The sequence below is a fragment of the Leptospira biflexa serovar Patoc strain 'Patoc 1 (Paris)' genome (genome assembly GCF_000017685.1).
In the GTDB taxonomy this organism is placed as follows: Bacteria; Spirochaetota; Leptospiria; order Leptospirales; family Leptospiraceae; genus Leptospira_A; species Leptospira_A biflexa.
Window position 1 is genome coordinate 2,137,608 of sequence record NC_010602.1, and the last position, 23,053, is coordinate 2,160,660.

Below are 23,053 nucleotides of genomic sequence, written 5' to 3' on the forward strand. Positions count from 1 at the left end.
TTCAAAACATTTTCTTCTCAATGCATTCTTTCGCAAATAGTGAATCTCTCGGAAACATCAGAGACGTTTTCTTGCAGTAAATTGAACTAAGTTCAAAACGTACGCCTTAAAGGGAATTCCCTAACCTTGGATACACGTGACTCTATTTTTTTATCCCTTGTTTCGAAAATGTTCGACATCGTTAGGTGAACCGACAATTTTTGCGTTTAACAATTCGAAAACGGGAAGTAAAATCAAAGTGAAAAGAATCATTTCGACTTTCGTCATGAGCCAACTTTTGGTCTCATGTATTGCTTTTTTAGATTTTTCTAAAGAAGCAGACAAAAAATTAGAATCACTTGGCCTCGTTGCCACGTCAGCACTCAATGTTGGCTCAGCTACAGCTGGTCCTTCTGGAAAATCCATCACCTCAGATGACGGAAAATTCCAAGTGCTCATCCCACCAGGCGCGATGGATGAAGAAAAAACCTTCTCCATCAGACGGTTTGAAATAACAAACTCTAGTTTGCCAAATGGATACATTCCCACAACCGATGCCTATGAAATCACACCATCGTATCGATTCAAAAAAGATGTTGTGATCACCATCTCACAAAATGTAGAAAAAATTGAAGCTCTCAATTTAGCCAAAAACAAAGCTCAAGGTTTTGTCAATTCTACAACTTCAGATTCCGACAATTCAGGTCGGGTGAGTGGCGGATGGGACGGAAGCCTAACGACTGCTAGTTCTGATAAAATCCAATTCCAATCACGCACCTTCTCGATCTTTGGTGGTGGAACACCTCCTCCTGGAAATGGAGCTCCGAACATTGTAGGGGCTTTCTACGATTTTAAACCAGGCTCTTCTTTTTTACCATTCCGTGTTCGTGCACAAGTGATCGAACCTGATGGGGACGTTATGTCAGTGTATCTCATCACTGGTCCCGTAGGCCAAGGAACAGTCGCCATTCGCATGGTCCCAGAACCAGGCAATTGGTATTCTGCTCTCATTCCGTATGAATCAATGGTACAGGCAGGGATTCAAATCCAAGTATTGGCTGTCGATTCCTATGGAAATAACACAACAAGACCAAGTTCTGATATGTTCTTTTACCCAGTTAGCTCTGGAAACCCAGCCTTCGTCAACAATTACGATACAGACAAAGATAACGATGGTTATTTGGATGCATGGGAAGGTGACAATGGATTCAATCCAAACAATCCATCTTCTCCAAACGCAGCTTTATTTCCAGACTCTGACGGAGATGGGATTCCCAATGTTGCTGACCACACGCCTAACGGTGAAGCCAACCCTCAAATTGATTCCATCTCTGTCATTCCTAACCAAGCAAGAATGTACTTAGATGAAAAAATCACTTTTTCCATTTTGGCATCTTACCTCGGTTCTCCTCGCTATGTGCAGTCGAATTTTGTCACAACGGGAAATGCCCTCAGTGGATCACCTGTGGGGGAATTTTCTGACTCTGTTTTCCAAGCGATTGCACCAGGGATTGCAGGAGTTCAGGTAACAGTTGGTAATTTCCAAGCAACCTCTACAGTGACAGTGGTTGATACGGTTCCTCCAAATAACATCACAACGTTAACAGCAATAGCGATGTCAGCAACACGAGTTCGACTTCGTTGGCAAGCTCCAGGGAATGATGGTCCTTTTGGTAAAGTCAGCGCTTATGAAATCCGAAGGTCAAGTAACAACATCGATACGGATGCAAAATGTTCACAGGCAAGTACCATCTTTCATACCCTAACTCCAAAAAATGCTGGTTCCGTAGAAATTTGGGATGCAAATGGTCACGCACCAAACACCACTTATTACTATTGTATCCGTGCGTATGATCATAATGGAAACCGAAATGAATGGGTATCCTCAAATGTATCGGCAACAACTTACGTTGTAGGTGATACCGTTCGTCCTTCTGATGTTACTACTCTCACGGCCAATGCTTTAACTGATGAAACGGTTCAGCTTTTTTGGACCGCTGTTGGTGATGATGGAACCGTTGGAAACGCATCCTCGTATGAAATTCGAAGGTCAGCCAGTGTGATCAACACGGATGCTGATTGTGACAATAGCCATGAAGTGACAAACTCCATTAGTGCCGTGACAGTTGGAACAAATATCAATTTTCTTGTAACTCAACTCAGTGCCAATACCCAATACTACTTTTGTGTAAGAGCTTACGACGAAGTAGGAAACAAAAGTAGATGGAATGGTACTGTTTCGGCTACTACATTGCTCGGTAACATACCGCCAATAGCGAATGCTGGTCTTGACCAAATGAATGCGATGGTTGGTACACAAGTTAACCTAAATGGCACACAGTCCTATGACCCTGACTCTGGTGTTTGTTCGGCAAATCCGGCTAGTTATGTCTATCAATGGAGTATCATTTCAAAACCACCTTCCTCCAATTTGACCAATGGACAAATTAACAGTGGAAACCAATTGAATGCCTCTTTCACTCCCGATGTACCAGGACAGTATGCCCTTGAATTGAGATTTACGGATTCAAGTTCAACTTGTTTTGGAGGACCAAGAATGGGTTCAGATATTATGCAAGTGACTGCGTATGAATCAGATCTCATTCCGCCAGCACAAGTCACTTCCTTCCTTGGAACTGGTATTTCACAAGACCAAATCCAATTGACATGGTTAAACGTGGGGGATGATGGAATGACTGGGAATATCAATCGATATGAAATTGGTATCTCCATCAATCCGATCACAAACGATACAGAATGCCAAAATGCACCTTGGAAACATTCACCTAACATTAGTAACTTTGTTCCTAATGCACAAGTCTCGGCTGTTATTGGAGGTTTATTCCAAAACACAACATACCACCTTTGTATTATAGGTTTTGATGAAGTAGCCAATCGTGGCCAAGCCAACGTAGGATTATCAGTCACTACTATCGCTGGGACAAGCGGTTGGGGTGAATGGACACAATGGAGCAATTGTTCAGCTAGATGTGGCGCAGGCACTCGAACAAGAACAAGAACGTGTTTAGATCCTATAGCAGGTTGCGGTGGCACAAATACAGAGACTACTGCATGTAATCTTCGCAATTGTTATTCGAATATCTCTGTTGCAAATAATGCAGCAAATGACACATCCCATACTTTGGTTTGCCCAACAAATTATGTAAGAGGACCTAATATGTCCGTACATGTTTATACCGGTCTTTTCAAAAAGCATGTTTCGGATTGGTTTGCTCTTGGTTGTGGATTATACCGAGGTTATACAATCGTTCCAAATGAATCGACTTATACTGTTACCGATATACAGAATGGTGTTAGAATCGATTTTGCCTTACCTCATCCACCTCCTGAAGATTACCCGTGTACTTCAAATGAACTATACACAAATCGGAATACTGCGATTTACTGCTCCGAAGTACCGTAAGTATTTTTTTCCAAGGTTCCCCTCTCGGGAACCTTGGCGAATCTTCATTCTTCTTTAGGAATCTAATCACCCCTCCCCAAATTCGCTACGAAAATTACCGTAAGTCGAACTTTGGGGATTTTTCTAAACTTAATTGCGAATGGGATGAGTTTTCTGGTAGCGTCCATATCAGAACGTTATGCTTCGTTATTTTGCAATTGCATTTTCACTGATCAGTTTTGTTCATTGTTCACAAAAAAATCTCTCTAACATCTGTGATGTGAATTCGGATTCGTTTTTTAGCTCACTCTTATTTCGGATCTCAATCAAAGATCAAAGCAATCACTGCGGATACAAAGTTATCCCGGATAAAATCCCAGCCTGTTCTTTGAGTTATGAAGAGACTCACAAACCAGAAAATTGGGCACAAGTCAAACTAGAGATGGAAACTCAATTTGAACTTGGTGTGAGTGGAACAGAAAGCCTAATCCAATATTCCCTCGACTCAGTGGCGACCGTTCTCGGAACAGGATACCCAGCCTTCCAAGGGGCACTCGGTGCTCCCAATGGAAATGTCTATTTCCTTCCCTACAATGCGCCGAACATTGTCTCAGTAAATCCAATCACAAAGTTGTATGCTCTGCATACAGCTGTTCCTGGCGGAGTCGATTTCATTGGTGGAACCTTAGGACCAAGAGGACTTATCTATCTATCGCCACACCAAAACAATAATTTTTTCCAATACAATACAGCAAACAATCAAATGACGACCATAGGAAATGTGACGATGGCAGGGGCTGCGTATAACGGAGGGGTGTATGCTCCCAATGGAAAAATTTATTTTGTGCCGAGCAATGAAACAGTCATTCGTTATTATGATACCAATACAAATACAATCGGTGCTGTGGCGACGCCAGTCACTGGAGGGATTTTTGCCAATGGAGTCTTAACACCTGAAGGGAAAATTTATTTTATCCCACATGATGCGACTAATATTCATATCTTAGATACGAATACAGAATCGGTCACTGTTCATCCTTTTTCGTTTGGTGGCGCCGCGAGTTATATTTCAGGCATTTATACTCCGAATGGGCGAATTTATATGATCCCATACAACTCATCCACTTTATACTATGTGGATACTAAAAACAATGACTCCGTTGTCAACGCTGGGACCATCCCATCCCCAACAAGTAGTATGTTCAATGGTGTCGTATTATCACCGAATGGGAATTTGTATCCAATTCCTTATAATTATAGTAATTTTATTTCGATCAATCCAACCACGAACCAAATGACTGTCCTCATGGCAAATCCAGGAGTCAGTTCGTATCGGGGTGGGGCGATAGGATTTCGAGGGGAAATTTACCTCTCTCCACATAATTCCGATCGTTTTGATCTACTGGATACAAAAGCAAACGGAAATTTTTGCGATTCCTTACGACTTTCTCCGTATTGGAACAAATTTTAAAGGAAACGATTCTAAAACCAAACGATTTCATTCGTCGAATCAATTCTGAATGTGAAACAATTCTCTTATGAATTGTTTCTGCATAGTTATGAGCCAAACGATCCTTCCATCAGAGTTCTTTTTTACTTTTGCAAACACTCTCCCCTATTCTTTATTTTTATTTGAATCAAAATCCCAAACATTTGCCAAAGACAATCCCTTACATTTTTCGAACATAAAAGCAAAATCACTCCACCATTTGCTCCAAGTTCCAAATAAGACCAATACGATAGGATCCATGTTTCCTTTTTTATTTGAATCGAATCTTCAATTACAAATTCAAAGCGACATACAGAATCAAAAACCGTTTGAATCAGTCATCGCAAAAGAAAAGTTACACTTCTATGGATTTCAAAACCATCCGTATCTTTTGAAACTTACCCAACTAGATTTCAATTTTTATACGATCACCATTGAAGAATTAACGGATGCGGTACTTGCCGAAAAAATCCTAAAACAAAAAGAATCAAAACTCGATCGTTTATTAAAAACAATGATTAATGGTGTGGTTGTAGTGAACAAGGAAGGACAAATTCTCTATGCCAATGATAGTGCTTCCGAAATTTTAGAATTAGAATTGGCGAGTATCGAAAATCGTTATTTTAGTTCCAGAGAATGGAAACAAATTTATGAAGATGGTAGCCCTTATCCCACAGATAAACTTCCGTTAGCCCAAGCTCTTGGAGATCAACTCACTGTTTATAATTGTGAACACGGAATCCTTTCAGAAGAAGGTCATGTCAAATGGCTAAATGTCAATGCAACACCACTCTTTGATGAATACGGTAATTTAGAAGGGGCAACTGCGAGTTTTTTGGACATCACTGAATTAAAAAAAAACCAAACCACCATTGAACAACAAAATAAAAAATTAAAATCTGTCCTTGAGGCAATCGAAAAATCAGCCATTGTCAGTGTCACAAATCCAGATGGGATCATCATCAGGGCAAATTCAAAATTCATCCAAATCACAGGTTTTCCTGAAAATGAAATCATAGGATCTGATCATAAAATATTCAGTTCCGATTACCACAAAAAAGAATTTTGGAAAGGATTATGGAATCAGATCAAACATGGGAAAACATGGGAGGGTATCATCAAAAACAAATCCAAAGATGGGAACTATTTCTGGCTTCAAACCTTTATCCATCCATTATTTAACTCAGAAGAAAAAATTGAAGCCTATCTTTCCATTCGGTTTGATATCACAGAAGAAATTGTGGCATTAGAAAACACAAAACGAATGTTACACTTCACTGGCATTCAAAACAATCGCCTTCAAAACTTTGCATATATCCTCTCCCACAACATCAGGCAACACTCATCAAACTTCACATCCCTCATTCAATTATTAGAAGAATCCAAATCAGAAGTAGATAAAAAAAACATCGTAGAAATGTTACATGCCTCATCAGTGAAATTGGAAGAGACCATTTCCCACTTAAACGATATCATCTCTATCAACCAAACCTTAAATCAACCAATGGAAATTTGTTCATTAAAAAATGAGGTAAACAAAACGCTCTCCATCTTAAGTGGATCCATCGAACATAGAAATATAAAAATCATTACGATCATCCCTGACGAACTCAAAGTCAAAACCATACCAAATTACTTAGAAAGTATTTTACTAAACCTATTATCCAATGCTGTGAAATATGTTCGTTTGAAGGAAGGGGCTTGGATCAAAATCCAAATCGAGGAAAACCAGGACCAAATTCAAATCAAAGTCGAAGACAACGGACTGGGTATCAATTTAGAAAAACATGGAAATAAAATATTTGGTATGTTTAAAACCTTTCATCGAAATGAAGATGCAAGAGGGATTGGACTTTTCATCACAAAGTCCCAAGTGGAAGTGCTTGGAGGTAAAATCACCCTGCAAAGCGAAGAAGGAAAAGGTTCCCTTTTTTCTGTGAGCCTCCCCAAAAATCCAGAAGAAAGCCTCCGGGTTTAGGATGTTAGATTTTTAAGCAATGTTCGTCTACCGATTCTCTTTCGTCCCTCTTTCCTTACTTCCTTTCAATCCGTCTTGACAATCTCACCCAACCCTTGAGGCTTACCCTAGTGATCCGTTGGCGAAGGCCTACGGACGTACCAATGACATAAGGAAATCCATGAAAGTCCACGAATACCAGGCCAAAGAAATCCTACGTAGACACAATGCCAACGTTCCGTTCGGAAAGGTCATCGACGCTGTCGGTGATTTCGAAAAGGCATATAACGAAGTTGTCCAAAAATCACCAGTTGTTGTGGTGAAAGCCCAAATCCACGCAGGTGGACGCGGAAAAGGTGGCGGTGTGAAAGTCGCCAAAACAAAAGACGATGCAAAAGCGGCCGCAGAAAAAATTCTCGGGATGCAACTCATCACTCCGCAAACAGGACCAGAAGGGAAAAAAGTCCTCAAAGTCTATTTAGAACAAGGACTTGAAATTGCAAAGGAATACTACCTTTCTATCCTTCTTGACCGTGCCATTCGTAAAACCATCATCATGGCTTCCACAGAAGGTGGGATGGAAATTGAAGAAGTGGCAGAAACCCACCCTGAAAAAATCATCAAAATCCAAATTGATCCAGGAATTGGTATCCAAGGATCTCAAGTGAGAGAACTTGCGTTTGCTCTCGGGATTCCAACAGAAGCACAAAAATCCTTCACGGCTCTTGTGAACTCAGTTTACAACGCCTACATCAAAGAAGATGCAGCCCTACTTGAGATCAACCCCCTCATCCTCACCAAACAAAACGAAATCATCGCAGGGGACTGCAAGATGGACTTGGATGAAAACGCACTTTACCGTCATCCAGACAACGAAGCACTTCGAGATATTACAGAAGAAGATCCATACGAAGTCAAAGCCAAAGAATACAACCTCAACTATGTTAAGTTAGATGGAAACATCGGTTGTATGGTCAACGGTGCAGGTCTTGCCATGGCAACCATGGACATCGTTAAGTTAGCTGGTGCTGAACCTGCAAACTTTTTGGATGTTGGAGGTGGAGCAAACCCAACAACCGTGGAAAATGGTTTCAGACTCATTCTTTCTGATCCAAACGTAAAAGGAATTTTTGTGAACGTATTTGGTGGAATCGTACGATGTGACCGCGTTGCGGTTGGTATCATCGAAGCGACCAAAAAAGTGAACGTATCCGTTCCAGTTGTGGTTCGTTTGAAAGGAACGAACGCAGAAGAAGGGAAAAAAATCCTGAACGAATCTGGGATGAACATTGTGGGAGTCGAAGGGCTCCGTGACGCGGCAGACAAAATTGTCTCCCTAATCAAAAAATAGGAAACAGGAAACATGGCTGTATTAGTAGATGAAAATACAAGAGTAGTTGTACAGGGGATCACTGGAAAAGAAGGTTCCTTCCACGCAACACAAATGTTGGAATATGGTACAAAAGTAGTCGCAGGTGTGACTCCAGGAAAGGGTGGCCAAACTTGGACATCGGAATTTGGAAAATCGGCACCAGTTCGTAATACCATTAAAGACGCAATGAAAGAGGACGGAGCAAACGCAGCAGTGATTTTTGTTCCCCCTCCATTCGCAGCAGATGCAATTCTCGAAGGAATCTTCGCTGAGATCCCGCTTGTGGTTTGTATCACAGAAGGAATTCCAACACATGACATGTTAAAAGTGTACAGTGTCTTACGAAATTCCAAAACAAAACTCGTGGGACCAAATTGTCCAGGCGTTATTAACCCTCGTTACAATGTAAAAATGGGGATCATGCCAGGTTTCATCCACACTCCAGGGAACATTGGAATCGTATCTCGTTCTGGAACGTTGACATACGAATCCGTTGCATCCCTAACTGCGGCAGGCCTCGGCCAGTCGACTTGTATTGGGATCGGAGGAGACCCAGTTCCAGGGATGAACCATGTGGAAGCAGTTCGCCTCCTCAATGAAGACCCAGACACTGAGGGCATTGTCATGATCGGCGAGATCGGTGGAACTTCTGAAGAAGAAGCAGCCGCCTACATCAAAGCTCACGTGAAAAAACCAGTCGTTGGTTTTATCGCAGGCCAAACCGCTCCTCCAGGGAAACGAATGGGACACGCAGGTGCCATCATTTCTGGTGGAATGGGAACTGCCACTTCCAAGATTGCAGCCATGCAAGATGCTGGTGTGAGCATTTGTGCTCATATTGGAGAAGTGGGAGAAAAAATGAAGGCAGCCTTTAAAAAATAAGGGCTTTTTTCGAAAAAAAACAACTTTGCAAGGGAAATGAGGAGTCTGAATTAAGAATATGGAACGACGTTCATGGGTTTCTAGTGGATTGATTCTCTTCATTTCCTTCGGTCTTCTCGCAGCCGAATCGGATCCAAAAGGTTTTACCTTAAGTTTGAAGGATGCGGTCCAGTATGCGATCGAAAATAACCGCGAAGTGTTACAAGCACGATTGGAATTGGCGAAAGCTGATTCCAATTTAATGAAGTACGAAGCCAAATATTCTTGGCGAGCCATTTCTCGGGCCGAAATCGACCAAAAGAAATTCCCTTTCAACCAAAACAATATCTTCACGGGAACCAAAACCCAAACCAATACCTACAGTGCAGGGATTGAGAAACTGTTTACGACAGGAACTTATTTCAAATTAGAAGCCAGATCCCAAAGATTTGACTCGAACGCATTTGAAAATCCAAACCAAACTCCGGCAGGCTTTACCGCACTCGGACTTCCTCCCCTCTACACTGACTCTTTGTCTGTGACCATCGCACAAGACCTTCTCAAAAATGCCTTTGGTGCCAACGAAAGGAATATGGAAAAAATCCTCGAAAACCAAACGGAGATCATGCGGGAACAAATGGAAGACCAAGTGGCATCCAAAGTGGTTTCCACTCTTGTGGACTATTGGAATTATTCCGTCAAAGAATCAGGATTCCAAACCTTCGAACAATTATTAAAGAATACAAAAAACGTACGGGACCTCACCATCCGAAAACAAGGTTTAGGCCTATCCGAAAGTTTTGAAGTCAACCAGTGGAATGCCCTACTCTCACAAGTCGAAGGGCAAATGGCACAAGCAACCGCAGAAAAAGAGGAAGCAAGACGAAAACTGATTCGGTCTTTGAACCTTCCTGAGGACACAGTTTTCCAAAAAACGACTCCCCTTTCGGAAGTGTTACCAGAGAAACTTGATTACCAAGCAGACATTGATTACGCATACAAACATAGAGCTGATTTCCGTGCCATCCAACGGAAAAAAGAAAATGCGGAACTCGCCATGAAAATGGCAAAAAACGAAGCCTTACCTTCGTTAAAAGCTGCCGGAACATATGGATACCAAGCACAAAATACGATCAGTCCTCAAAACAATTATTCTGACGGCAGACAAGGTGTGCTCTCTTACCAATACCCTGTGATGCAAGGGTCATTGGATCTCAGTTACCCCATTATGGACAAAGGGGTAAAAGTAGGAATCCGCGATGCGGAAATCCAAAGGCGACAAGTATCCCTCGAAGAAGCAGACCTTGTAAAAGCAGTTTCCGATGACGTCAAAACAAGAATTGATATTTTAAAAGCTTCTTACCGTGTGATGGAAAATGCAAAACGAACCGAAGAAGAATCTAAAAAGTATTACAACGGAGTCCTACGATCATTCCAACAAGGAAGGTTCAATGCACTTGCAGTGAAAAATGCTTTAGACACATTGGTTCAGGATCAACTTTCCCTCGTCAGAGCGAAGGTGGATTACAACATCAATTTACATAGATACTATGTGGCAAAAAATGCATTATTCGAAGAATACGGCGTGGACCGAGCCAAACTCCTTCCTGAAAATCTTTAAGAGAACACCGGGAGGTTCCTTTTGATTCGCTCCCGAGTATTTTTTGCCGTTGGGATTCTATTCTTAATCATCATCTTTTTTACCTATACCTTTGTTGATTTCCGCGAAAGAGACGACAAAGCTTACGATTTTTACCAGTCAGAATCCTATCTAAAAGTATTTAAACTTTATGGTGAATCGGAAATCCCAACGAGTGAATTGGAATTGACCATCCTTTCCCAAGCTCTTTCCCAATTGGAAAAACAATTAAACGGAAAAGACACAGGAAAAGATCTACTGAAATACTTTCAGAAACGAAAGGATACCAAACTGATCGAATGGGAAACCACGAGAGGAACCTACTACCACATCGAAGATCCGTATTTTTCTCATTTGAAAAAACATGGAACAGGTTACAAACGAGCCCTCATCACAAAAATCAATGCGATCTCCAAACCCATTCCCAAATCGGAAGTCACACATTTTTTACTGCTTTTGATTTTGGAAGACCCAAGGGGGATGGAAGAAAGTTTCAGTGAGGCTTTATCCCATTTACTCAGTTTACCCTTTGAGCCCATTGGAGAAATTGAAACTGGATTTTTATTACAAACCTTACATTTTTTATCCCAAGTTTCAGGAACGAATCTTTACCACCAAACAGCAATCATTCGAGGAAAAAACGTCAACTTAAGAAGTGGACCAGGTCGCGAAAACGCAGAAGTAGGAAAGGTTAGCGAACCGGAACCTACAATTTGTTTGGAAGAAGATGGGACAGAAGAAACCATCGCCGGAAACATTGGCCACTGGAAACGTTGTTACTTTCCCAATACCCAAAAAACAGCTTGGATCTTTTCAGGGTTTTTGAAGGAAACCCTTGCAGAAGAAAATTTAATTTCCGAATTTGAAAAACGATTCAAGGCGGTGGACAATGAGATCCGAATCGACTTTGAAGGTTGGGATGGGAAAAAAATCCCCCAAACTTTTTTTGGGAAATACATACCACGAGAATCGATCCGAGTGTATGGAGAAACCGGATTTCCCATTTATGGAAGTTCAGGAAAAGAATCCCCATCGGAAAGGATCTGCAAAAAACTCTCAGGCAATAAAAACTACTTCGAATTTTCCTTTATGCCAACGGATTCAGATACTCCGATCCCCTTTCTCGAAATCCATTTGCAATATAATAATATAGAGCACCTAGCCTATTCCATTTCCTTAGATCACGATTCCATTTGGGTCAATAAAAATCGATATGTCCTCGACGGAGCCAAAAGGAGAGAAAATCTGTCCTTACATATCGAAAATCGAATCGGCGACAAATGGAACGCAAGCCTTTGGAGAAGGAATACTGGCCTCATCCAATCCATCCGTTCCTATCCCCAATCTGAATCGATCCTCGAGGCGGGAAAGTATTCATGGGAGATTTGTCTCCCATTGGTCACAAAGCCGAACCGTGACCATGTTTTATTGTTTGAATTGAGAACAGGAATTCATTAAAGGAGAAACTATGGCTACCTACGATTACCACTGTCACACATGCGGAAAAGACTTTGAACACGTGCAGTCCATGAAGGAAGATACTTTGACCGAATGCCTTTGTGGGGAAAAGGGATCTGTGGAAAGGCGAATCTCGGCAAGTGCCGGAATCATTTTCAAAGGATCTGGTTTTTACGTAACCGATTACAAAAAAGAAAGTGCCCCCGCTACGCCTTCTAAAAGCGAACCAAGCAGCACGTAAAAAAGGAATTTTTTTGGTTTCAAAAGGTAGATTGGCAATCATCGCTGGTGACGGAGAGCTCCCTCACATTGGAATGAAGGAGGCACTTCTTGCAGGCGAGGATCCACTCTTCCTTGGCCTCATCGAATCCGATTTTTCCCCCAGAGGACAGGAGTCTCGTACCATTCCAGTCCACATCACACAAGTGGGGAAAATTTTAAAAACCATCCAAAAGGAAAAGATCTCGCGGATCCTCATGCTTGGGAAAGTGAGAAAGGACCTTCTCTTCCAAAAACTCAAATTTGACCTCAAAGCCCTCTCTATCTTAGCAAGAACCATCAACCGCAATGACTACCCCATTTTCCTTGCCATCGCCGAGGAATTTGAAGCGATGGGGGTGAAAGTGATCTCACAAAAGATCTATCTCAAATCACTACTCCTTCCAGAAGGTCGTTACACTCCTAAAAAATTCTCAACGCAAGAGTTGAAAGACATCATGTTTGGGATGGAATACGCTGAAAAAATGGCCGATTTAGACATTGGCCAAATGGTGGTCGTGAGCGACGAATCCGTGATTGCTGTGGAAGCTGTGGAAGGCACCGATGAAACCATTCGCCGTGGTGGCCTTTACACCAAAAAAAAGGGAGATGCGGTCGTCTGCAAAAGCCCCAAAACAAAACAAGACGAACGATTTGATTTACCCACAATTGGAATTCATACCTTTCAGGTGATGTTAGAAAGTGGATGTAAAACATTATGCATCCGTGAAGGAGAAACCCTTGTGGTCAATCCCAAGGAAGTGATCGAATTTGCCACAAAACACAAATTAAACTTTTGTGTCCTCGGTAAAAATGGAAATAAGGTTCTCAATGGTAGCCAAAAAAAAATCACACCGATCTAATACAAAAAAAAATATCCTAGTCATAGCAGGCGAACATTCCGGAGACCTCATCGGTGCGGATCTTTTGTTAGAACTCAAAATGATCGAACCCGAATTCCATTTTTATGGAGTTGGGGGAGAGGGAATGATCCAAAACGGCCTCGAATCTTTAGAAGAGATGGAAAATTTAAGTGTGATTGGATTTTCAGAAGCGATCAAAAAGTATAGTTTTCTTAAAAAAGTATTCCATCGTTTATTAGAGGAAACGTCACATAGGCCCACTCAACTTGCTGTATTAATTGATTATCCTGGATTTAACCTGCGTCTAGCGGAGGAACTAAAAAAAAGAGGGATCCCAACAGTATTTTATGTTTCCCCGCAGATCTGGGCTTGGAAATTCAAACGAATCTATTTTATCAAAGAACATATCGCTCTCATGCTCACACTGTTTCGATTTGAGGAAGAGATTTACCATGAATACGGTGTGAATGCAAAATTTGTGGGCCACCCCATCACAAAACGAATCCCTGAAAAGTTAAAAAAAGAACCAAACATCCCAGAAAAATTACCAGACCCTCACCACGGTTATACGGTGGGACTATTACCCGGATCGAGAAAGGGAGAGATCCATCGACTCATTGATCCCATCCTTGGGACGGCTGTATTACTCCACGAACAATGTAAGTTAGAAAAGAAAAAAATTGTATTTTTAGTACCGAACATCAATCAAAAAGAAGAAACGTTTTTATTACAAAAAATAGAAGCAATCAAACTTTCCCACCCCGACATCCAAATCCATTACCTATGGAATTCTTCGCTCCGCGTAATGGAAGCCAGTGACCTACTCCTCATTGCCTCTGGGACAGCTACATTAGAAGGATTGTATTTTGAAACACCGATGGTGATTTTATATAAAGTAAGTTTGTTTACATATTTCCTTGGATCACTCCTGATCAAGTCCAAGTTCATTGGTTTAGCCAATATTCTTTGTGGAGAGGAAGTTTGCCGAGAGATCACTCAAAATGAATGTAGGCCAGAATACATAGTGAAGGAAGCTTGGAAAATTCTTTCCAATACAAAATTACGAAACAAAATCAAAGGGATCTTAAGAGAAGCAAAAGAAAGAGAATTGGGAACAATGAACGCATCCAAAAAAGCAGCCAAAGAAATCCAAAATCTAATCAAACTACTTCCTGCGGATTAACCTGACCACTCGATTTTCCCAAGTCCCAATCCAAGATTTGGATTTGATATCGGAATATAGGAAGTATCCTTTCACAGTCTCTTCATCATAGGCTCGGATCCGAATCCCCATAGAATCTAAGTCCAACTCCAAACCTTCATTCCCATCAAATAGGATTTTTTTCCCTTCCAGGTCTAATTGGATTTGGTGGATTCCATTCTCCCATTCCAAAGTCCATTCTCCTTCTACATTTGGTAGACTGGCAATCGTGGGAGCTGTATCGGCAGGATTTGTTTTTTCCTTACACATAAAAAATACGGTCAGTAGAACAAAAATCAGGAGTCCATATTTCATTTGATGACGCATTTGTTCTCCTCTTCTGAAATGTTCAAACTCCCTCTTGTCTCTCCAATCAATCCATACAGAGTCATTTGGTAGTTTCCATTTTTATTATTCCCATACCCTTTTAAATCAATGGTTTCACTACTGACCACCACGTCCGATAGGTAGTCCAAATCCGAATATCGATTCAAAGTGAACTCCAGATTGAATGGTAGTTTTAAAGGTTTTAGATCAAAATTTCCTTTGGAAACCAAATCTCCATCTTTGAAATTGATACCAAATAATTTCAAAGAATAAGACGTCCTCGCATCTTTATGCAACATATAATAATCACTTCCGATGCTATTAAAACTAAAATCCATACTCACATTCGTAGGTTTTAGATCGATCCCACAAACTGTCATCCATGGGTCTGACCATGGGTATTCTTTCAAATTCAGGTTCAAACTGAAGTTCGGAGTTTTACTCGCAAAATAAGAGACCATCGACAATTTAGAATCCGAATTGCCTAATCCTAGGTTCAGACTAAACCTTCCCTCTTTCACACTCAGATTCCCTTTGGATTCCCCAAGGGATTTGGAACCTCTGTAAGGATAAAAATGAGTGATTTGAATGCCTAAGTCAAAATTCATCGATTCTAGGAAGTATTTATAGAGTTTGGTTTGGTAAAAGTATTCCTCAGGGATCAGTTTTTCTTGCCTTTCCCTGATTTCTTCCATTGTGTCTTTTTTCCAATCTTCATACAAGGGTTTCCAATCATTGGCGGTGAGTTCTGTGGATTGAAAGCTGAGTTTTGTTTTGGAAGCCATGGGGTAATAATAGGAACCATCTATTTTTTTCGACCGGCTCCAATCAGCAGAACCATTTCCCAAAAGGTGAGATGGTTTGCCAAAAATTTCTCCATCTAATTTCAAATCCCATTCATTGTTTGGTTTCCATTGGAAGGATAGTTTTCCGTTTTCCAATTGGAATAAAGAAGAATCCAATTTGATTCCACTGCCTGTCACTTCACCAATCAGAGAAAACCATTTGTTTTTTTCGCCTGTTTCTTTTAACTCTAATTTCCCTTGAAGCGCACCAAACAAAGGAAAACGAACTACACCAGAAATGTCTGTAACATGTTCAAAGATATCTTCTAATGCACCAATTTGAAATTCAATCTTACGTGATAGCAATGTCTCTTTTGCCATTTGCGAAAGGACTTGCGACTTGATTTGGAAATCATTTCCGAGGAACTCACGTTCTTCTAATTCTTTTGTAAAATGGAACTTCTCTCTGAATCGAAATCCTTCGAGTAAATAATCCTCAAAAAAAGGTAATAAGATAAACGAATTTTCAAACTCAACTTCTCCATCCATCACAAAACCTGAATTCAAATTCGAAACGATTTTTCCTTCTCCTGATAAAACTGCTGATTGGACATTGGCTCCGAATAGAAAATTTGTGAGAAGGATGGCTTCTTCCGAAGGATAATTTTTCCAAAAGAATTCAAATTGGTAATCTTCTAAATTGGTTTCGGAAAACTCCCCTTCACCTTTGATCCGAGTTGTGTTCGGGACCCAAAACCATCCATTATCATATTTTAAAAAGATTCGTTTGTTTTTCCGAACCAAATCAATGTCCCATCCTTCTTTCCAGTCCACAAGCGTTGCATCGGATTTTTTAACCGTAAGTTTTGCATCATGGAATCGAATGTCTTTGATCCGGCTTGTTTGCGCGTATTCGATCAAACGATTTCGCAAATTTAAGTCTTCATTCAAAACCAAATGAGGACTATAAAAATCAATCCTTTCCACCGTGGGTGAGTCTTTGAAATAACTAGAAAGTCGAAAGGTTACTTTTTTTACCTTCAACATATGGTCGTTAAACGAAAAGTCTTCTTCGTTTGACACAACCAAATCTTCTATGATTAACCCTTCCCTAAGTGAAAAATCAAAGACACCGATATCGACTGCCTTACCTAATTCCTTATTGATGGTTTGGGAAACCACTTTGCGTAGTTTGACGAGCGGGATGCGGTAATTGCGTAGGTAATACTCAAATCCATAGTAGGAAAGGACAAAGAGGAAAAAAACGAAACCAAGTGCTAAAAATGAAAATAGAACCCGTTTGTTTTCACGGATTCTATTCAGTAGCACTTCTAAGTTTTGTTTCCCTTGTAGGAAACGATGAGTCGAAAAGAAACGTTCCAAAAAATCTTAGAGTTTGCCCTCCGGCTGTAATACTTCTAAGCATTCCTTTTGGATGGACTTTAGAGTTTCGTTGTTCGGAAATTCTTCCAGTCCTAGGTTTGCGACTTGTAAGCCTTTTTGGTAAAAACCAGTGTTTTTGTATTCAAATCCCATTTTGAGATAGGTTTTTGCCGCCGTCTCATAATAGAACTCATCCTTTTTCTGGTTTCCTTTCGTGTATGTTTTCGTAAGGGTTGCCAGTGCTGGGTAGTATTCTCTTTCCGCAACGAGTGATTGGACAACGAGTTTTTTCCGTTCCATCAGATTCGTATTTTTATCGAGTTTTTCCGATTGGTTTAAAAACTGAATCGCTTTGCTGTATTCATTTTTGCCAATATAGGCCTTTCCCATTGCCAAATTCCACTCAGACAATTGGACAGGATTTGCCTTTGCTTGGTTGACTTGGTTCAGAGTCACGATCGTTTCTTCATAACGACCTAAATCCAATAATAATTTTCCCTTTTTGATGATGAGTTTATCGCGGGATTCGTCAGATAATGCAGGGGATTTGAGATCAGCATCGATAGCTTCGATTTGGGCCAAATGGGACCCTGTATTGATTTTGGAAACTCCTGTGCGGATGGTTTCCTTGTTTGATGCGCAATTTTCAAATGCCACTACCAACAATAGGAGGGTGAGTGGGAGAATCGATTTCATTAGCCTACCTTTAGTTTGTCTAATTCCTCTAAGAAATTCTTAGTTTCTGTGTCTCTATCCTTCGTTTCCATCGGGAAAAAAAGAACAGCGTCCTGAGACAGCTCGTTTAAAAACCGAGAGGGGGCACTCTCGATTTGCTCCCCAAATTTGCGTCTTGTACGAGCCGAAGTCAAGTACAATTTTCGTCTTGGGCGAGTCATACCCACGTAGAGAAGGCGTCGTTCTTCATCGACCACTTCCCCTTCTTCTTCTATAACACGTGAGTTCGGTAAAATTCCCTCTTCTAGTCCCACTAAAAATACTAAATCGTATTCGAGTCCTTTAGACTGGTGCATCGTGAGAAGTTGCACCCGACGGTCTTCCTCGTCTTCTTTGGGTTCGTCTTCCATAAGGAGAACGAGCCTTTGCAAGAAGTCAAAGATGGTGGCCTTTCCTTCTCTGCCCTCTTCCTCTTCAAAAAAGGACAACATGTTCACAAGTTCACTCAGGTTGTAGATCCGGGCTTTCACCACCTTTTCCTCGGTCTCTTCCATGGAGATTTCCCGTTCAAACCCAATTTGGGTGATCATCTCCCGAAGCACAGGGGCCAATTTCTGCGACATCGCAAACTTTTTTTTGAAGGCATCTACCATTTCGACAAATTGGTAAATTTCTTGTCTGACCTTAGCCTTTACTTCGGGCAAATAATCAGGACTCTCAATCATTTTATGAAAGATTTCATAGAGAGAGAGTTTATGCGTAAATGCCTCTTCTTGGAGTTTTTGCATGGTCCCTGGACCAATCCCACGTTTGGGATAGTTGATGATCCGAAGGAGGGAATAATCATCTTTCGGGTTTGCGACGTACCGAAGATACGAGATACAATCCCTGATTTCCTTTCGGTCAAAAAAATTATACCCACCCACTACCTTGTACGGAATGCTTCGGTTCCGAAGTTCCTCTTCAAAAGGTCGGGATTGGAAGTTCGTTCGAAATAGGATGGCAATCTCTTTCCCTTTGAATTCGTTTTTGATGAGGAGAGTTTGGATCCTTCCTGCCACAAAAATCGCTTCTTCCCTTTCATCTGCCGTTTCATAGTATTCCACGCGTTCGGCGGAAGGGATCCGGCTATAGAGAGTTTTTTCCTTTCGGCCAATGTTGTTTTGGATGAGGGAGTTGGCGGCTTGGATGATAAGGGATGTGGAACGGTAATTTTCGAGAAGCCTCACCACTTTGGCATGAGGGAATTCCCTTTCAAAATTCAAAATGAGTTGTACGTTGGAACCGCGGAAGGCATAGATACTCTGGTCGTCATCCCCCACCACACAAAGGTTATCACTATTGCCACGAAAGAGAGATAAAAATTCATACTGCAATTGGTTCGTGTCTTGGAATTCATCCACTAGGAAGTATTCATGTTTCCTTTGGTAATAGGCAGCAATCTCTGGAAATTCAGCAAGCAGACGTTTCGGAAGTAAAATCAAATCATCAAAGTCAATGGCATTTTTTTCTTTTAAGCCATCCTCATAGAGAGGGAAAATTTCTGCGGCTACAAGGTCAAACTCTCCTGTGAGACCATTATCTTTTGGATGGACTTGTGTGTTTTTGGCATAGGAGATCCGGCGTAAAATTTCCCTGGGAGGGACTTTTTTGGGATCAAGTCGTTTGGACTTTAAAAGGTCGGAAACAAAGGCTTCTTGGTCGGTTCCATTGAAGAGTAAAAAGGTTTCGTTATACCCTAGTTTTCCGATATGTTCTTTTAATATTTTTAAACCTAACGAATGAAAGGTGGAAAGTGTGATCCCTTTCAGTTTTTCCCGAGGGACCATTTTCCGAAGGCGTTCCGCCATCTCTTTGGCACTTTTATTGGTGAAGGAAAGGGCAACAATTTTACTCGCCGGGATTTTGACCCCTTCCACCATATGTGCGATGCGGTTGGTGATGACCCTCGTTTTCCCTGACCCTGCCCCAGCAAAGACAAGAAGAGGGCCTTGGATGGTAGAGACTGCTTCCATTTGTGCCGCATTCAATTTCATAAGGGGTCCAGTAAGGGACATAATCCAGTGAAATCATCTGGGGTCGAGTGAAAAAAGACTCTGGTTGTCTACTTAGGAGCGGTTTCCATCCATGATTTGTTTGGGCCATGGAAATTTAAAAAGTTCACAAAGATTTCTTCTTCAAGGATGGGTAATACCGATCGGAAACGGATCCAATCCAGTGTGGAATAAAGAGCGATTTCAGAAAGTCCGACCTTTCCATCAGAAAAGAAAAAATTCCCACTTAACTCACGTTTGATGTAATCCAAAATGGAACTGATCCGAAGAGCATTTTTAGTTAAGTAAGGTGCGGCATCGGGTTTGATTCCTTCTTTGTTTAAATAAAAGAGAAGGATGGCGTTGTCTAGGGCTTGGTCAATCGCCGTCATAAGATTTGCCTCGCGGTAAAAATGTTCACCCAGTTTCGGGCGAAAGTTCCCACTCCCGTTAGTAGCAAACAGATAATCAGTGATGGTATGGCTATCCCAAATCTTCACATCCTCGGTTTCCAAATAAGGCACTTTCCAAAGTGGATTTTTTTCCCTTAATTCCTTTTGACCATTCTCTGTCATGGTATCCACCATTTGGAAGGGAATTCCCAGTTCCAAACATAAGAAACGAATCCGTCTGACATAGGGCGAAGTGATGCTACCGTATAATTTCATAAGGAAAGGATTTCAAAGGAGGCATTCCGAAGCAAGGAGAAAGATGGTAGGATAGAAAAAAAGGGTGGCAAAGGAAAAAACATGCGATGGAATCGAAACCACATCACTTAACGGAATTCAGGACATATCCCTTTGAAAGAACGAAAAAACTGGAAAGATCATTTCCCCACTCCGATTTATACTTTGGCTTCCTTTGATATCAAACTCCCACGTTCCGAAAAGGAAAAAACCTATTATGTGTTAAAATCAAAAAATTGGGTCAATGTCGTGCCCATCACAAAATCCGGAGACATTCTACTCATCAAACAATACAGGCATGGGATTGGAGAAGAGAGTTTGGAAATCCCTGGTGGCATCGTGGATGAAGATGGCCCCGATGCAGAATTGGATTCGGTCATTCGAGAGTTACGAGAAGAAACAGGTTATGCCACGGATCTTTCAAAGATTCAATTGTTATCGAAGTTTTCAGGAAACCCGGCTATGTTTACAAACTGGTCTTATTCCTATGTAGCAAGAGACGTAGAACCCATTCATGAAGTGGAATTTGATGAAGGGGAAGACATTGAAATTGTTTTAAAATCGCCCAAAGAAGTGAAACAACTGTTACTTGACGGGACCATCCACCACCCCCATATGGCGGCAGCACTTGGGATCTATTTTTTAAATGAGGGTTAGAACCTAACTTTGATTTTGAACAAATTGGTGGAAAGTCCGAGGATCGTCGGTGCCGATCCCAAACAAATCGGCTAAGCTATATGCTTTCTTTAGATCATTCGAATGCATGGATGAAAATCTTTGTTTAGAAAAATCCCCAAGTTTTACGAAATCGCTGGAAATTTAAACTGAAGTTTGAGAGAGTCTATATATGAGAAAGTCCATCGTACACACTATCCTAGTACTTATCATAATCTTTTGCCAATTTCCACTTTTGGCGGAACCGGAAGCGGCATTGGAACCCATCACCATCACCGTCCAAAAGGGAGAAACGCTCTCTCTCATCTCCGAGCGCCATCTCTCTGATCCCAAACGTTGGCCAGAACTTCTCAAATACAATAAAATCCCAAACCCAGATTTGATCAAACCAGGCCTTTCCCTTGTCGTTCCCGTTTTCCTTCGCAAGTCCGTTGTGGGAGTCACTGAATTTGTGATGGGACAAGTGGAATGGAATGGAACCGGTGGCAGGGGCCCTTGGGTTCCTTTAAAACTCGGACAAGAACTCCACCCCAATGACCAAATCAAAACGAGTGGCAAAGGAAAAACAGACATCCACATCAACCAAGTCGGAATGGTTCGTATCCTAAACAATAGCCATTTCGAAGTGAAAGGGGAAATGAAAAAAGGAGGGCCTGTGACCGTTGCCCTTTTTAAAGGAAGTTTGGATGCAAAAGTCACAAAGAGTAACCCACCCACAACCGAACATAAATTCAATATCGTAAGCCCCTCTTCCACAGCGGGTGTTCGCGGAACCGAATTCCGTGTGGAACTCGATGAAAAATTAAGCTCCACAATTTCTTGTTTTGAAGGAGTTGTGGATGTGAATGCACAAGGGAAAACGGTAGAACTCACCCAAGGGATGGCTACCTTTGTGGAAAAAGGAAAGTCTCCCGTACAACCTTATAAAATTCCAGAAGCACCACGAATCAAAGAAGAATAGTAGGGACATGAAACAAAAGCTAACTCTCGTTACAAGTATACTCATTTTATTATTCAGTTCCCTTGAATCCAAACCAAAAAGGGAACTGAGAATTTTAATCGATGCAGACGCAGAAGCAAAATTCGAACTAGAACTTTGGCAAGAAAAACCAAACGAAAACGAAGCATCCATTGCTCCAAAACCTCCAGAAGTGATTCAATTCAAAGGCAATCGGATCACTGTGACACCCAAAGACGATTTTGAATACTTTCGTGTGCGAAGGTTAGGTGAGTACGGCGCAAAAGGATTTTGGACCCAAGTTTTCTCAACCAATGTAGATCCAGGATCTCCTTTATCGGTTCCAAGAGAGTTTGTAACAAAAAAAACTGCTGAACCCAAACCAATTCCCAAAAAAATTGTATCTGTTGTCTCTAACGATAGTTTTCTGATTGTAAAAGAAAAAGAGGAAGGCACTCGTTTTCTAACGAAAGACCATATCACAGTGGCACCCATTGATGATGCTTCGGGAGTTGCGGAAGTGCGTTACCGGATCAATGACGGACAATGGAATTCGACAAAGTCCCTAGCCTCGATCCCCTTTACGGAAGAAGGAGAGTATAAACTATTATACTTTTCTATCGATATGGCAGGAAACAAAGAACCGGTTCAAATTGTAGATTTTATCCGTGATACAAAACCTCCTGAATCTACAGTAGAATGGATTGGAACTCTCACAAAAGGAAAAGGGAATGTCAATTTTTTATCCCCTTCATCCAAAATCAGATTGGTGGCAAAAGACAATCGCAGTGGTCTCAAAGACATTTTGTATTCGACCACTTGCCAATCAGGAACTCAGTCTGAGTTTAAATCATTCACTTCTGATTTGTCCATCGTGGATTTAAAAACAGAATGTAAAGGTTCATTTCAAATCTTTTATTATGCCGTGGACCAGGTTGGAAATCAAGAACCAGTCAAAACATTAAACTTCCAAATGGGAAGTGAATCAAATTAAACTATTTTTTGATTTTGTGAATTGCCCCAATATTCTTTGAGATAACATTGGCTGAAT

Annotated in this window: 18 protein-coding genes; 13 read left to right on the forward strand and 5 right to left on the reverse strand. The window is 41.2% G+C overall.

Going from position 1 to position 23,053, the window contains the following annotated elements:
- The first annotated feature begins 238 nt into the window (after positions 1–238).
- The 10 genes from LEPBI_RS10140 (at position 239) to lpxB (ending at position 14,462) form a co-directional block, all read left to right on the forward strand.
- Entirely contained in the window at positions 239–3,403 is a 3,165-nt protein-coding gene (locus tag LEPBI_RS10140) for a hypothetical protein (RefSeq protein ID WP_012476306.1), read from the forward strand.
- A gap of 178 nt (positions 3,404–3,581) precedes the next feature.
- Complete coding sequence (locus LEPBI_RS10145) at positions 3,582–4,853, forward strand: Vgb family protein (RefSeq protein WP_012389026.1); 1,272 nt, start codon at positions 3,582–3,584, stop codon at positions 4,851–4,853.
- A gap of 88 nt (positions 4,854–4,941) precedes the next feature.
- Positions 4,942–6,849: a sensor histidine kinase gene (locus LEPBI_RS10150; protein ID WP_226992748.1), complete on the forward strand. Its 1,908-nt coding sequence runs from the start codon at positions 4,942–4,944 to the stop codon at positions 6,847–6,849.
- Positions 6,850–7,009: 160 nt separating this feature from the next.
- Complete coding sequence (gene sucC, locus LEPBI_RS10155; protein ID WP_012476307.1) at positions 7,010–8,179, forward strand: ADP-forming succinate--CoA ligase subunit beta; 1,170 nt, start codon at positions 7,010–7,012, stop codon at positions 8,177–8,179.
- A gap of 12 nt (positions 8,180–8,191) precedes the next feature.
- Complete coding sequence (sucD, locus tag LEPBI_RS10160) at positions 8,192–9,082, forward strand: succinate--CoA ligase subunit alpha (RefSeq protein ID WP_012389029.1); 891 nt, start codon at positions 8,192–8,194, stop codon at positions 9,080–9,082.
- A gap of 58 nt (positions 9,083–9,140) precedes the next feature.
- Positions 9,141–10,682, forward strand: coding sequence for a TolC family protein (locus tag LEPBI_RS10165; RefSeq protein WP_012389030.1), 1,542 nt, complete (start codon positions 9,141–9,143; stop codon positions 10,680–10,682).
- 21 nt (positions 10,683–10,703) lie between these two features.
- A complete protein-coding gene (locus tag LEPBI_RS10170; protein ID WP_012389031.1) occupies positions 10,704–12,158 on the forward strand; it encodes an SH3 domain-containing protein in 1,455 nt (484 codons plus the stop codon).
- A 10-nt stretch (positions 12,159–12,168) separates the two neighbouring features.
- A complete protein-coding gene (locus LEPBI_RS10175) occupies positions 12,169–12,399 on the forward strand; it encodes an FmdB family zinc ribbon protein (protein ID WP_012389032.1) in 231 nt (76 codons plus the stop codon).
- A 13-nt stretch (positions 12,400–12,412) separates the two neighbouring features.
- Positions 12,413–13,279 carry an LpxI family protein gene (locus tag LEPBI_RS10180; RefSeq protein WP_012389033.1) on the forward strand — a complete coding sequence of 289 codons (867 nt, stop codon included), beginning with the start codon at positions 12,413–12,415 and terminating at the stop codon, positions 13,277–13,279.
- A complete protein-coding gene (lpxB, locus tag LEPBI_RS10185; RefSeq protein WP_012476308.1) occupies positions 13,248–14,462 on the forward strand; it encodes a lipid-A-disaccharide synthase in 1,215 nt (404 codons plus the stop codon). The genes LEPBI_RS10180 and lpxB overlap by 32 nt, the downstream gene beginning before the upstream one ends.
- Here the strand turns inward: lpxB and LEPBI_RS10190 are convergent.
- The 5 genes from LEPBI_RS10190 to LEPBI_RS10210 all read right to left on the reverse strand — a co-directional run bounded on the left by LEPBI_RS10190 (position 14,445) and on the right by LEPBI_RS10210 (position 20,351).
- On the reverse strand, positions 14,445–14,807 hold the full coding sequence (locus LEPBI_RS10190; protein WP_041769857.1) for a hypothetical protein: 363 nt from the start codon (positions 14,805–14,807) through the stop codon (positions 14,445–14,447). The two genes, lpxB and LEPBI_RS10190, sit on opposite strands and share 18 nt — an antisense overlap.
- Positions 14,792–16,975: an LIC_12586 family protein gene (locus LEPBI_RS10195; RefSeq protein WP_012389036.1), complete on the reverse strand. Its 2,184-nt coding sequence runs from the start codon at positions 16,973–16,975 to the stop codon at positions 14,792–14,794. Before LEPBI_RS10195 ends, LEPBI_RS10190 begins: the two co-directional genes overlap by 16 nt.
- Positions 16,976–16,981: 6 nt before the next feature.
- Positions 16,982–17,671: a tetratricopeptide repeat protein gene (locus tag LEPBI_RS10200; protein WP_012389037.1), complete on the reverse strand. Its 690-nt coding sequence runs from the start codon at positions 17,669–17,671 to the stop codon at positions 16,982–16,984.
- Positions 17,671–19,686, reverse strand: a complete 2,016-nt coding sequence (locus LEPBI_RS10205; protein ID WP_012476309.1) for an ATP-dependent helicase — start codon at positions 19,684–19,686, stop codon at positions 17,671–17,673. The genes LEPBI_RS10200 and LEPBI_RS10205 overlap by 1 nt, the downstream gene beginning before the upstream one ends.
- Before the next feature lie 68 nt (positions 19,687–19,754).
- Positions 19,755–20,351, reverse strand: coding sequence for a glutathione S-transferase family protein (locus LEPBI_RS10210; protein WP_012389039.1), 597 nt, complete (start codon positions 20,349–20,351; stop codon positions 19,755–19,757).
- A 132-nt stretch (positions 20,352–20,483) separates the two neighbouring features.
- Here LEPBI_RS10210 and LEPBI_RS10215 point away from each other — a divergent pair, with 132 nt between their 5' ends.
- The 3 genes from LEPBI_RS10215 to LEPBI_RS10225 all read left to right on the forward strand — a co-directional run bounded on the left by LEPBI_RS10215 (position 20,484) and on the right by LEPBI_RS10225 (position 22,996).
- Complete coding sequence (locus LEPBI_RS10215) at positions 20,484–21,026, forward strand: NUDIX hydrolase (protein ID WP_012389040.1); 543 nt, start codon at positions 20,484–20,486, stop codon at positions 21,024–21,026.
- Between the two features lie 190 nt (positions 21,027–21,216).
- Positions 21,217–22,005 (forward strand): FecR family protein, encoded by a 789-nt coding sequence (locus LEPBI_RS10220; RefSeq protein WP_012389041.1) that lies wholly within the window; start codon positions 21,217–21,219, stop codon positions 22,003–22,005.
- A 7-nt stretch (positions 22,006–22,012) separates the two neighbouring features.
- A complete protein-coding gene (locus tag LEPBI_RS10225) occupies positions 22,013–22,996 on the forward strand; it encodes an LBF_2017 N-terminal domain-containing protein (protein WP_012389042.1) in 984 nt (327 codons plus the stop codon).
- Positions 22,997–23,053: the final 57 nt, after the last annotated feature.